Genomic DNA, 13,846 nt, shown 5'->3' with positions numbered 1-13,846 from the left:
GTAATAAATATTTAAGGTATAATCTTTGCCGGAGATGTGGAATTCATTTTTATTCCTTAGCGTTTATACATAAGGCTATATTTAAAAGATAAGTTTGCGGCGTATAATAGTTCTAAACTTATCTAACTTATTAATCCATACCTTGTTTTACCCGGTATTCTTACGAATATTCGGAAAAAGAATTTAATTTTGACGATTACTATTAATTTCTAAAATAGATACGAAATGTTCGATTTTATCGGAAAAACCATTGCCAAAGTGTTCGGAACTAAATCTGAGCGCGATATTAAAGAGATTACCCCTTATGTTGGCTTAATAAATGAAGAATATAATAAACTTGCTTCCCTTACCGATGGCGAATTGCGCAACCGGACAGCGGCCGTAAAAGCCATCATAGATGAGCGGTTGCAGGATATAGATACAAAAATAAAGGCGCTGCACCAAAAAGTGGCCGATAATCCTGATCTGGATATTATGCAGAAGGAAGCGGTTTTCAACGAAATTGATGAATTAGAGAAAACCCGCAACAAAGATCTGGAAACGGTATTAATGGAAGTGCTGCCCCAGGCATTTGCCATTGTAAAAGAAACGGCCCGCCGGTTTAAAGAAAACAAACAATTAGTAGTACCCGCTACCGAGCTGGATCGGCAATTAGCCGCCCGTAAGCCCAACGTAGAAATAAACGGCGATCAGGCTACCTGGCACAACAAATGGCTGGCAGCAGGCAGCGAAGTTACCTGGGATATGCTGCATTACGACGTGCAGTTGATTGGTGGTATTGTATTGCACCAGGGTAAAATTGCCGAGATGGCGACCGGTGAAGGTAAAACGTTGGTGGCAACCCTCCCGGCTTTCCTGAATGCGCTGGCTAAACGCGGCGTACACGTTGTAACCGTAAACGATTACCTGGCCAAGCGTGACTCCGAGTGGATGGCGCCTTTATTTGAATTCCACGGCCTCACCATCGACTGCATTGATAAACACCAGCCCAATACCGACGCCCGCCGCCGGGCTTACCAGTCCGATATTACTTATGGTACCAACAACGAATTTGGCTTCGATTATTTGCGCGATAATATGTCGCGGAATACCGATGAACTGGTACAGCGCAAACACCATTTTGCGATGGTAGATGAGGTAGACTCCGTGTTGATTGATGATGCCCGTACACCCTTGATTATTTCGGGACCCGTACCGCGTGGCGATGAACACGAATTTTATGTGCTTAAACCGCGTATTTCGATGTTAGTAGATGCCCAGCGTAAACTGGTTGGTAATCTTTTGGTAGAAGCAAAACGTCTGATTAAAGAAGGCAACGAAAAAGAGGGCGGTCTGGCCTTATTCCGGGCTTACCGGGGCTTACCCAAAAACAAGCCTTTGATTAAATTCCTGAGCGAGACCGGTATGCGTACCATTCTGCAAAAAACCGAAAATTTCTACCTGCAGGATAATGCACGCCAAATGCCCGAAGCAGATGAGCCACTTTACTTTACCATCGACGAAAAGCATAACAATATTGAACTGACCGAGAAAGGGGTTGATATGATTACCGGTCAGGGAGAAGATCCGCAATTCTTTATTATGCCGGATTTGGGCAGTGAACTGGCCGCGATTGAAAATGATTCGGAAGCATCGCACGATGAAAGATTGCACCGGAAAGAAAAACTAATGAACGACTTTGCCGAAAAGTCGCAGCGGATTCATACAGTAAACCAATTATTAAAAGCTTATACGTTGTTTGAGAAGGATGTTGAATATATCCTGACCGAAGACAAAAAAGTAAAAATTGTAGACGAGCAAACCGGCCGGGTAATGGAAGGTCGCCGGTACTCCGATGGTTTGCACCAGGCCATTGAGGCGAAGGAGAACGTGAAGGTAGAAGATGCAACCCAAACCTACGCCACCGTTACGTTGCAGAATTATTTCCGGATGTACCACAAACTTTGCGGTATGACCGGTACGGCCGAAACAGAAGCCGGTGAGTTCTGGGAAATTTATAAACTGGACGTCGTGGTAATTCCGACTAACCGACCCACCCAACGCGCCGACCAACACGATAAAGTTTACAAAACCGTACGCGAGAAATTTAATGCCGTAGCCGAAGAAATTGTAGAACTAACCAAAGCCGGTCGCCCGGTGCTCGTAGGTACTACTTCGGTAGAAATTTCGGAACTGGTAAGCCGGATGCTGCAAATGCGTAAAATTCCGCACCAGGTATTAAATGCCAAGCAACACCAGCGCGAAGCCGAAATTGTAGCCGAGGCCGGTAAACCATCTACTGTAACCATCGCTACGAACATGGCTGGCCGGGGTACCGATATTAAGTTAACCCCGGAATCGAAAGCGGCCGGTGGTTTGGCCATTATTGGTACCGAACGTCACGAATCACGCCGCGTAGATCGCCAGTTGCGGGGGCGGGCCGGTCGCCAGGGCGACCCGGGTTCTTCGCAGTTCTTCGTGAGTTTGGAAGATAACCTCATGCGCTTGTTTGGTTCGGACCGGATTGCCCGCCTCATGGACCGGATGGGTCTTGAAGAAGGCGAAGTAATTCAGCATTCTATGATTTCGAACTCGATTGAACGGGCGCAGAAAAAAGTAGAAGAAAATAACTTTGGTACCCGGAAACGTTTGCTGGAATACGACGACGTAATGAATGCCCAGCGTGAAGTAGTTTATCGCCGCCGCCGAAACGCTTTGTACGGCGAACGCCTGCAACTTGATATCTGGAACATGATTTACGATACCGCCGAAGATATTGCCCTGAATCACAAAGGCAGTGGCGACTACGAAGACTTTAAACTGAATATTATCCGGGTGTTTGGTTTCGATACCGAAATTACCGCCGATGAAATGCAACGCCTGCAACCTGAGCAACTCACCGAACGCTTGTATCAGGAGGCTCTGACCTATTACTTAGAACGGACTAAACAAATTTCCGAAAATTCCTACCCGATTATTTCGGATATTTACCATAACCGCGGGGCCATTATTCAGAATGTGGCTGTGCCTTTCTCCGATGGTCGCCAGCAATTAACCGTAGTCGCTGACTTACGCAAAACTTTCGAAACCCACTCGCAGGAATTAATCCGGGAGATGGAGAAAATTATTGCTTTAGCTACTATTGATACGGCCTGGACCCAGCACCTGCGCGAAATGGACGACCTGAAACAATCGGTTCAAAACGCCGTTTACGAACAAAAAGATCCGTTGTTGATTTACAAATTCGAATCTTTCGAGTTGTTTAAGCGGATGATTGGAAAAGTAAACGAAGAAACCGTATCTTTCTTATTCCGGGCCGATATTCCGGTGCAGGAACGCGAAGAAGTGCAGGAAGTACGTGAAGCGCGTCCGAAACCGCAGCAAAAAGCGCCGGCTTTAAAACTGGAGAAAGAAGAAGCACATTCTACTTTGGATGGTGGTAATGGCCTGCCGGGTATACCTGCGGTGGCAGAACCGGAAAAACACGTGCCGGTGCGCGCACATAAAGTTGCTAACCGCAACGATAAAGTAAGTGTCCGGTATAACGATGGCCGGATTGTACGGGATGTGAAGTTTAAAAACGTAGAACAAGATGTGAACAATAATCGTTGTGTGATTATTGAAGATTAAAGATATAGAAACGCGAAGTAAAATAGCACCTTATATCGATCATACGCTGTTGCGTCCCGACGCAGACGAGCGTATGATCGTTTCTTTATGTGCCGAAGCGGAGGAGTTTGGGTTTGCCGCCGTTTGTATTCCGCCCTGTTTTGTAAAGTTGGCCAAGAATACCTTAAACGGGTACGATATTAAAATTGCCACCGTTATTGGTTTCCCGTTGGGGTATCAAACCGCCGAAGTAAAGTTTTTTGAGGCTCATAAAGCTTTAACTACCGGGGCTGTCGAAATTGATATGGTCATGAATCTCGCTGCTTTCAAATCGGGCCATTACGAAGAGGTAGAAAATGAAATCGGTGAAATGGCTACCCTTTGTCATTTTAAGGATGCGCAATTAAAGGTTATTATCGAAACGGCTTTATTAACCGAAGAAGAAATTAAGAAGGCCTGCGAGATTTGCGCAGAAGCAGAGGCCGATTTTGTAAAAACTTCAACCGGGTTTTCCAACCGGGGCGCTTCCGTAGAAGACGTAAGATTAATGCGAAAATATTTGCCGGAACATATTCAGATAAAAGCATCCGGTGGTATTCGGGATTTAGCTTTTGCCAGAGAATTAATTTCTGCCGGGGCAGATCGCATTGGTACTTCGGCGGGGATTCAATTAATAAAAAATGAGAAAGAAATACTTTAGCAGATTATATATTATTTTGCTTATTAGTTTTCTGTCGGCTTGTGCGAGCGCTGTGAGAACGCCCGCCGGCAGTGCCGATTCCCGGGCTGAAGGTACGAACGCCAAAGCAGAGGACCTGAGTAAATACCGGCCAAAATTTAACCTGCCAAATACGCCCAATTCCGGAAGCGGAACTGCTACTGCTGCCGCAACACCCATGCCCACCAATCACGCGAATGCCAAAGTAGCCGCCCTGATGGATACCTTGATTAGCATGAATAAATCTATCCGGTTTGCCCAGGGTTACCGCATATTAGCTTACACTGGTACAGAACGCAAAACGGCCCTTGATTTACGGGCAGAAATTGTATCGCGGGTGCCCGATGAGCCGGTTTATCCCCAATACAAACAACCCACCTGGCGCGTTAAAGTAGGCGATTATTTTAGCCGGATAGAGGCCCAGCAGGTATTACTCCGAATCAAAGATTTAGCTCCCAATGCCATGATTGTGGTGGATCAGATAAACGTAAAATAAGAGGCCTTAACCGGCCTTTTTTGTTTTTAACCAAAAACAATTTCATCTACAGGAGGGTGGCTGAAAAGGTGAATACTGCCCTTCATCCGGTCAGCCATTAGTAAAACAAATTAGTTTTATTAACTTTCGGTTTTAAATTAGAAATCTCATTTTAACATAGTTATGGCCGATTTAAAAGAGGCAATTAAGAAGATGGCGGCTGATTTCGCTGCCGATACCGTAAACATCCGCCGGCATTTACACGCCAATCCCGAACTCTCTTTTCAGGAATACAACACGGCTGCTTTTGTAACGGGGAGATTACAGGAGTACGGTCTGGAGCCAATTAGCATGGCTGAAACCGGGGTAGTAGCTTTGGTAAAAGGTAAAAATCCGGAGAAACGTACTATTGCGCTGCGGGCCGATATGGATGCCTTACCGATTAATGAGCAGAACCAAGTAGATTATAAATCGAAGAATGAAGGTGTTATGCACGCCTGCGGGCACGATGTTCACACCGCTTCTTTATTAGGTACCGCTCGTATATTAAACCAATTGCGCGCCGACTTTGAAGGTACCGTAAAGCTTATTTTTCAGCCTGGCGAGGAAATTATTCCCGGCGGAGCCTCTCTTATGATAAAAGAAGGGGTGCTGCAAAACCCAACACCCCAGGCCATTTTTGGGCAGCATGTATTCCCGGTGTTACCGGCTGGCCAGGTAGGCGTACGTTCCGGTATGTACATGGCCAGTTCCGATGAATTGTATGTAACCGTAAAAGGCAAAGGCGGTCATGGCGCCATGCCCGAAATAAACATCGACCCGGTAGTTATTTCGGCGCACATTATTGTGGCCCTGCAGCAAATTGTAAGCCGCCACGCCAGTCCCCGTATACCTACCGTTTTGTCTTTCGGGAAAGTAATTGCCAATGGCGCAACAAATGTTATACCTAACGAAGTTAAAATTGAAGGTACCTTCCGGACCATGAACGAACCGTGGCGGGCCGAAGCGCACCAGAAAATGAAAAAAATGGCCGAACAAATGGCCGAAGCTATGGGCGGCAGCTGCGAATTTAATATTCGCCGGGGTTATCCTTATCTGCAAAACTCGCCCGAACTGACTGCCAAAATGCGTGCGGCCGCCGAGACCTTTTTAGGAGCCGAAAACGTAATAGATTTGGATATCTGGATGGCGGCCGAAGATTTTGCATACTATACCCAGCAGGTAGATGCTTGCTTTTACCGCTTGGGTACCCGCAATGAAGAACGGGGTATTACTTCATCGGTGCATACGCCTACTTTCGACGTAGACGAAGATGCGCTGCAAACGGGTATGGGTTTAATGGCCTGGCTGGCCTTAGAAGAGTTGAAAGGGTAGCAGGATTTTATGAACACAGATGTAGCCGTCAGTGTTATACCGGAAAATATCGGATTATAAGATAATTAATAGTTGAAGCGTTTGTGAAGCTAGAATATTTTTTGCGCCGGGTTCTGGTCCGGAGTAATTGGTGGGTGATAGGGTGCTTTTTTAGTTTTCTTTTTTCGGCGGAGAAATGCCTGGCGCAGCAAAAAGTAATACGTCCGGTTAACTTCTGGCCGGAGTTGCAGGTAGAATACGTTCTGAAAAATACCAGCTTCTTTTATTTCCGGAATCATTACCGATTTAATTTCAACGATGAAATCAGGTACTTAGGCGATGACGGTATAACCAGGAATCTGGAACGGGTGCAGGTTAGGGCTGGATATGAGCATGTATTTAATAACCAATGGAGCCTGGGCATTGCGGAGTCTTATGCCACGGAACGGACCCGCAATATTTTATTTAATGAACTTTATATTCGCCAGGTAAACGCTATCGGTAAAATAAGGTTTGGGCAGCGGGCCACCTTAGAACATGTTGTGCGCTGGCCTGGTAGTAATAATGGCCGGATTAAATTCCGGGCCGATTTAGACCGGAATTTTACAATCGGCAGAAAGGATATCCGGCCCCGGATTTCTTACGAACTTTTTTATAATCTGAATTACGAGCCTCAAAAGCAACAGAGTAATAATCAACGACTGGTTGACCGGGCCCGCTTGCGGCTGGAGGTGATGTATGTCTTAAATCAAAAGTTTTCAGCAACTCCTTATTTTGCCGATCAGATGGATTTTACGGGCGTGGCGCCAGTTTCTAATGCTGCCGGAGAAATAATAAAACCGGCTGCTAAACAGAATGCGTACCTTCCCATTTGGGGACTCGATTTACGCTATGTTTTGTTTCAGGGCGGTAAACCTTTTTCCAGGACAATACCCACCGCTCCGAGCGAATAAGTTATTAAATATATGACTATTAGTCATTTTTATTTACGTAAAATGTTAGTTTATATGCCATAGTGTCTTGATATTCGTGTTTTGTTGATTTGGTACAAAATTTATTAATAGTTAGGTATCCGATTAAGAATTAAAAAACATAAATATAAAATAGGAGATTACAACCATGACAGTAGCAAGAGTAAACGGTCAGTTATTAGACAGATTACCAGAAACCTATGGTTCGCTGATAGATAAATTTTTTACTGAAGGACTAACTGCCAAACGCAATTTAACAAAGTTTCATCCGCAGGTAGATGCTATCGAAACCGACAAGGAGTTTAAATTGCAGGTAGCCCTGCCTGGCTTCCGCAAAGAAGATGTTCATCTGGAATTTCAGGAAGGTAAATTAACTATCTCGGGCGAACGGAAGTTTGATGCTGAAAATAAAGAAAACAAGTATCACTTCCTCGAAACCAATTACGGCAAGTTTAGCCGGTCGTTCTTCCTGCCAGACAACATTAACGAAGGCGCCATAGAAGCCCAATTCGAAAATGGTTTGCTGTTGGTAACAGTACCTAAGGATGAACAAAAACCGTTAAAACGGCAAATTGAGATAAAATAAATCTTTGACTTAAAACAAAAAAGACGCATATTTTAGCGTCTTTTTTGTTTTATTACCGTTTATAATACAGAAGTAAAACCGGTGATCTTTTTAATATAATATACCTGTAATATACAGCGTTGTAATATTCTGAAGATTAGCTTAATCCGATACTTTTCAAACTTATTAAAATATACACCATTCAATCTTATTCGTGTAAAATATGAAAGCAAAACAATTTATGTTTGGCCTGGTGCTTTCTGCTGTAATGGGCGGCGGTATAGCCATTGGCGGCTATAAACTGCTCGATGACCAGGAGCAGGCACAGGAGGTACAATCATTAAATCAGAATGTGCGTTACTCCAGCTTGTTACGCAATAGCGATGTAAAAGTACCCGAAGGCTTAAACTTTATAACGGCTGCCGAAACGGTTACCCCGGCCGTGGTGCACGTAAATACCGAGTATGGCGTACAGGCTTCGCGGGGTGGCTCGCGACAACGCGACATGATGGATCCGTTTTTACGCGATTTTTTTGGCGATGATTTTGAAAACTACCACCGGCAGCAAGGACCTTCCTTGGGCTCGGGTTCCGGCGTAATTATTTCTTCTAACGGCTACATTGTAACCAACAACCACGTTATTGACAAAGCCGATAAAATTGAAGTAGTACTGGATGATAAACGTAAATTTGAAGCTACCCTGGTAGGTACTGACCCCAGCACCGACCTGGCTTTGTTAAAAGTAAATGCGAACAACCTGCCAACGATTCGTTACGGCAACTCCGATAATCTGCGGGTAGGCGAGTGGGTATTGGCCGTAGGTAATCCTTTTAACCTCAACTCAACCGTTACGGCCGGTATTATTAGTGCTAAAGGCCGCAACGTGGGTATTATACAAGCTACCGACGATAAAAATAACAACGTAGGTATAGAGTCTTTCCTGCAAACCGATGCCGTAGTAAACCCTGGTAACAGCGGCGGGGCATTGGTTAACCTGAACGGCGATTTAGTAGGTATTAATACCGCTATTGCCAGCCGCCGGGGTTCATTTGAAGGCTACTCTTTTGCGGTGCCTTCGGCCATAGTAAGTAAAGTAGTAGACGATTTGCTAAAATATGGTGAGGTGCAGCGGGCTTTGCTGGGTATCCGGATGCAGGAAGTAGATGCCAAACTAGCCGAAGAAAAGAAAATTAAAAACCTGAACGGTATTTACGTGGTGCAGCTTACCGAAAACAGTGCTGCGCAAGCGGCTGGATTAAAGGCCGGCGATATAATTACCCATATTAATAATATTCCGGTAAATACTTCGGCCCAGTTGCAGGAGCAGGTGGCCCGTTATCGTCCGGGCGATAAAATTAAAGTTACGTACGTTCGCGGCAGCGATACGGAAACTGTAACGGCTACCTTACGCAACCGCATGGGCGATACCAATGTGGTTAAGCGGGAAGTTGCCAAAGCCATTACTTTCTCCGGCGCTAAATTCTCGCCGTTGAGCAAAGACGAATTGAATAAGTTAAACCTGGAAGGCGGTGCTAAAATAAGCAATGTGCGATCCAGCGAGTTTAAGAATTCAGGTATCGAAGATGGATTTATTATTACCCGCATCGATAAAGCTAAAGTAGAAAAGCCCCAGGATGTGGAGCGCCTGCTTAAAAATGCGAAAGAGGAGGGGGTACTGGTAGAAGGAATATATCCGGACGGCCGACGTGCTTACTACCCTATCGGGCGCGGATAACAGCTATAGATTATAAAAAAAGCTCCTGTAATTTTACAGGAGCTTTTTTTTCGCGTGAAATTTACCGGCCTTCGGTTAAAGGTATTATCACATTCTTTATTTTTTACGTATTTACCTTAGCACCTTAGTAAACTAACGCCTTGGCGGATTAACAATCAACACATTAGCACATTAAAGAGCCATGAGTCAATCAACAGTTATCAAAAGGTATTTCCCGGTGGCTACCTTAAAGCAATTAGGCATTGAGGCTGTAAATAATGCCTGGAGTACGGGTTTAATGGATGGGGGTGAAAAGAACGAAGAGATAAAGAAAATCCATTCGCCGGTAGATGGTAACCTGATTGCCTCGGTGCGGATGGCTACGGCCGCTGATTACAACAATGTAGTTAATACGGCGCAAGAGGCATTTCTTATTTGGCGGCAAATGCCGGCGCCCAAGCGGGGCGAAATTGTGCGGCAGATTGGGAATAAATTACGCGAAAACAAAGAAGCATTGGGACGGCTGGTCAGTTACGAAATGGGCAAGATAGTACAGGAAGGGTTAGGCGAAGTACAGGAAATGATTGATATCTGCGACTTTGCCGTTGGGCTATCGCGGCAGCTCCATGGCCGGACCATGCACTCGGAACGCCCCAGTCACCGCATGTACGACCAGTACCACCCACTAGGAATTGTGGGCATTATTTCGGCCTTTAATTTTCCGGTAGCTGTGTGGAGCTGGAATGCCATGCTAGCAGCAGTTTGCGGCAATGTGTGTATCTGGAAACCATCCGAAAAAACGCCTTTAGCCGCCTTAGCCTGTCAGCATATAATCCGGGAAGTATTAGCCGATAACGACCTGCCCGAAGGTATATTTAACCTGGTTATTGGTGATGCAGGCATTGGTAATTTAATGGCACACGACACCCGCATTCCTTTGTTATCTGCTACGGGTTCTACGCCCATGGGTAAAAAAGTAGGCGAAGCCGTAGGAGCCCGCCTGGGCCGGGCTTTACTCGAACTTGGTGGCAATAATGCCATAATTATTACCCCTAACGCCGATCTGGAAATGGCTATCCGGGCGGTAGTATTCGGGGCAGTTGGTACCTGTGGTCAGCGCTGCACCTCTACGCGCCGGCTGATTGTGCACGACTCGGTATACGAAGAAGTAAAAGAGCGGCTGCTAAAAATTTACGCCAACCTGCCTATTGGTAATCCTTTACAGGAAAATATACTTGTTGGCCCTTTGATTGATAAAACGGCTGCCAAAGCTTTTGAGCACGCCATAGCGGAGGTACAGATAGAAGGAGGTAAATTATTGATTGGAGGCGAAATATTGAGCGACGGCGATTACAAAACGGGTACTTACGTAAGCCCGGCCATTATAGAAGTAGAAAACCATTACCCAACGGTACAGGAAGAAACCTTCGGGCCAATCTTGTATTTAATCAAATATTCCGGTTCAGTAGAGGAGGCTATTGCGTTACAAAACGGCGTAAGGCAAGGCTTATCTTCGGCCATATTTTCTAGCAACTTACTCGAAACCGAAACCTTTTTGTCAGCCTGGGGCTCTGATTGCGGCATTGCCAACGTAAATATTGGTACGTCCGGCGCCGAAATAGGGGGCGCTTTTGGAGGCGAAAAAGAAACCGGTGGCGGTCGCGAGTCCGGTTCCGATGCCTGGAAAGTTTACATGCGCCGCCAGACCAATACCATTAATTTTGGTGCCGAACTCCCGCTGGCACAAGGAATAAAATTTGATATCTGATTTAGCGCTTGTCTTTGTTTATAAGCTGCTGGTAAATATTATAATTCTCCTTATCGAATACAACAAAAATAATATAATCCAGAAAACTATCCTGGGCCAGAAAAGTTGAAACGGTACGAATAGCTACTTCGGCGGCTTTGTCTTTGGGGTAGCTGTAAACACCGGTACTGATATTCGGAAATGCTACGGTTTTAGCCCCGTGCGCTACGGCTAATTTTAAGCTGTTGCGGTAGCAATTGGCCAAAAGTTCCGGTTCGTCCCTATCGCCGCTCTGCCAAACCGGGCCTACCGTATGAATAACGTATTTGGCGGGTAAGTTGCCAGCCGGGGTAACAACCGCTTCGCCGGTAGGGCAGGAACCTTGGCGAGCCCTGATTTCTTTACAAGCCTCCAGAATAGCCGGACCGCCGGCCCGGTGAATAGCCCCATCAACTCCGCCGCCACCCAGCAAGGAACTATTGGCTGCATTCACAATCGCATCGGCCGCAACTTTGGTAATATCACCCTGAAATAATACCAGCCGGTTACCTTGTTGGATTTTTTTTTTCCAGGAATCCATATTTATAGTTTTATGAAGGTTTCTGAATTAAGAAAAGGGTTGTATTAATTGGAGCAGGAGCAGCTTTTAATCAAACTACTCAAAACCGATTAATGGCAATTGCACAACTTTACCTGGTACTAGGTTGCCAATATTGAATCCTTTCTCCCAATTATTACCAATCTGGTAAGTATTAAAACCAGCCCGCAATAATATACCTGAGAAAGTTACGTAATATATTTTAATATTTGCTGCCGGATGCTTTCACTGGTACTGGTAATAAATATTTACTTCTGCTCGCTAACTTATTTCAAGTGTATTCATATAATGGTTGATTCCCCCGATGTAGTATTCTTAAATCGCCGGCAAGCTTTTGCCCAGCAAGAAGAATGTTTTAAGCGCCAGGCCAATGCCATGGGTTGGTTGCGGTTAGCCATATTTACCGCCGGGGCTGTTAGTTGCGGCTATCTTTTTTATCATAACCAGAACAGCCTGGGTTTTGTATTGCTTTTAGTAGCGTACGTAGTTTTTCTAATTGCTTTTAAAAAACACACCCGTCTGCAATATCATCAGAAACATAATGGATTCTTAAAAAGAATAAACGAAGCAGAAACGGAGCGGTTAAACGGAAAATTAAGTCAATTTGAAGGAGGCAGCCAGTTTAAAGATTCTAAACATCCGTATACCTCCGACTTAGATATTTTTGGGGTGCATTCGGTTTACCAACTTGTAAACCGGGCGGTAACCGGTATTGGCAAAGTAAAAGTAGCTAATTGGTTGAGCGCTGCTGCACCCGTACCTGAGATTTTAGAAAGACAAGCGGCCGTGGCCGAACTGGCGGCCGATATAGACTGGCGGCAACACCTGCAAGCTAAAGCCCTGCATTACAAGCACCAGGTAGAAGAACCTTTTGCCTTTTTCGATTGGTTGAAAGCGCCCGATTTTTACCGCAATAAAAGCTGGTTAAAAGCAGCTACTTTTATATTACCTGTATTAACGGTAGCCAGTATTACTCTTTTTTTTAGTGGTTTTAGTGGTTACCCGGCTGTAATATTCATGCTGGCGCAATACCTGCTCTGTTATAAATATGCATCTGCCCGCGATGATTATTACGAACAAAGCAGTGGCATGTACGATGTGCTGCGTAGCTACCGCGATTTACTCGAACACCTGGAAAACCGCCCGTCCGAAGCAAAAAAGCTAAATAATCTTAAACAAAACCTGGTGGTGGAAGGGCAGCCGGCCTCCACCCAAATTCATCGGTTAGCGGTAATTGTTGAATACCTTTCGGCCCGCATGAATGTGTATATCAGCTTTGTCTTGAACGCTGTTCTGATGTGGGATTTCTTTTGGATGTACCGGCTGGAAAGCTGGAAAAAGCAGGTAGCACCGGATTTGGAGCATATTCTGGACGTAATTGCCGAAACGGAAGCACTGGCGAGCCTGGCTGCTTTCTGCTATGCTTACCCCCAGTATACCTGGCCTGCTATCGGCCAAACGCCTTTCGAGACAGATGCCGGAGAATTGGGACACCCGCTAATTTTTACAGATACACGTATTACGAATAATTTTAAAATGGCCGGGGCTGGGCACACCTGTATTATTACCGGCTCTAATATGTCGGGTAAAAGCACGTTTTTACGTACGCTGGGTGTTAACCTGGTGCTGGCACTGGCGGGTTCGGTGGTATGCGCGCGTCGTTTCCGGTTGTATCCGGTGCAGGTTTTTACGGCCATGCGCACCGAAGATAACCTTGCCGAAAGTACTTCTTCTTTTTACGCCGAGTTAAAACGATTGCGGCAATTGCTGGATTTGACCACAGATAGTACCCCGGTTTTTTACTTACTCGACGAAATATTAAAAGGCACCAACTCGCGGGATCGGCACGAAGGGGCAAAAGCTTTAATCCGGCAAATGCATACCCGGAACGCGGCGGGCCTGGTTTCTACCCACGATTTAGAACTGGGAGCCATGCAGCAGGAGCATCCTGATTATATAACCAATTACAGTTTTAACAGCACCATCGAAGAAGACAAAATATTATTTGATTACAAATTACAGCCGGGCCTCTGCCATAGCTTTAATGCGAGTAAACTCATGCAGCTGATGGGAATTGCGATAGACAAATAATTCCCGGCGCTAATCAGGGCAATAAA

The 13,846-nt window shown here is 45.4% G+C and carries 10 protein-coding genes; 9 read left to right on the top strand and 1 reads right to left on the bottom strand.

All coding sequences use genetic code 11. The features are described from left to right. The first annotated feature begins 225 nt into the window (after positions 1-225). From secA to amaB, 8 genes are all read left to right on the top strand, one after another. The gene (gene secA, locus AAE02nite_RS00315; RefSeq protein WP_146894447.1) at positions 226-3,609 is read left to right on the top strand and encodes a preprotein translocase subunit SecA; all 3,384 of its coding nucleotides are present in this window, start codon (positions 226-228) and stop codon (positions 3,607-3,609) included. Beyond that, on the top strand, positions 3,599-4,288 hold the full coding sequence (deoC, locus tag AAE02nite_RS00310) for a deoxyribose-phosphate aldolase (protein WP_246150700.1): 690 nt from the start codon (positions 3,599-3,601) through the stop codon (positions 4,286-4,288). Before secA ends, deoC begins: the two co-directional genes overlap by 11 nt. Next, a complete protein-coding gene (locus tag AAE02nite_RS00305) occupies positions 4,269-4,802 on the top strand; it encodes an SPOR domain-containing protein (RefSeq protein ID WP_146894446.1) in 534 nt (177 codons plus the stop codon). The genes deoC and AAE02nite_RS00305 overlap by 20 nt, the downstream gene beginning before the upstream one ends. Before the next feature lie 162 nt (positions 4,803-4,964). Next, positions 4,965-6,155 (top strand): M20 metallopeptidase family protein, encoded by a 1,191-nt coding sequence (locus AAE02nite_RS00300; protein WP_146894445.1) that lies wholly within the window; start codon positions 4,965-4,967, stop codon positions 6,153-6,155. An 83-nt stretch (positions 6,156-6,238) separates the two neighbouring features. Further along, a complete protein-coding gene (locus AAE02nite_RS00295) occupies positions 6,239-7,087 on the top strand; it encodes a porin family protein (RefSeq protein WP_146894444.1) in 849 nt (282 codons plus the stop codon). Positions 7,088-7,253: 166 nt separating this feature from the next. Continuing rightward, on the top strand, positions 7,254-7,691 hold the full coding sequence (locus tag AAE02nite_RS00290) for an Hsp20/alpha crystallin family protein (RefSeq protein WP_246150697.1): 438 nt from the start codon (positions 7,254-7,256) through the stop codon (positions 7,689-7,691). A gap of 202 nt (positions 7,692-7,893) precedes the next feature. Then, positions 7,894-9,405, top strand: a complete 1,512-nt coding sequence (locus AAE02nite_RS00285) for a Do family serine endopeptidase (protein ID WP_146894443.1) — start codon at positions 7,894-7,896, stop codon at positions 9,403-9,405. 181 nt (positions 9,406-9,586) lie between these two features. After that, entirely contained in the window at positions 9,587-11,152 is a 1,566-nt protein-coding gene (gene amaB, locus AAE02nite_RS00280) for an L-piperidine-6-carboxylate dehydrogenase (protein WP_174761886.1), read from the top strand. Position 11,153: 1 nt separating this feature from the next. Here amaB and AAE02nite_RS00275 read toward each other — a convergent pair whose 3' ends face one another. Further along, entirely contained in the window at positions 11,154-11,711 is a 558-nt protein-coding gene (locus AAE02nite_RS00275) for an O-acetyl-ADP-ribose deacetylase (protein WP_146894442.1), read from the bottom strand. A 306-nt stretch (positions 11,712-12,017) separates the two neighbouring features. Here AAE02nite_RS00275 and AAE02nite_RS00270 point away from each other — a divergent pair, with 306 nt between their 5' ends. Then, positions 12,018-13,820: a MutS-related protein gene (locus AAE02nite_RS00270; protein ID WP_146894441.1), complete on the top strand. Its 1,803-nt coding sequence runs from the start codon at positions 12,018-12,020 to the stop codon at positions 13,818-13,820. Positions 13,821-13,846: the final 26 nt, after the last annotated feature.

It is taken from the genome of Adhaeribacter aerolatus (genome assembly GCF_007991635.1).
Classification (GTDB): Bacteria; Bacteroidota; Bacteroidia; order Cytophagales; family Hymenobacteraceae; genus Adhaeribacter; species Adhaeribacter aerolatus.
The sequence above is the reverse complement of the archived record's forward strand: the minus strand, read 5'-3'. Positions and strand labels throughout refer to the sequence as shown.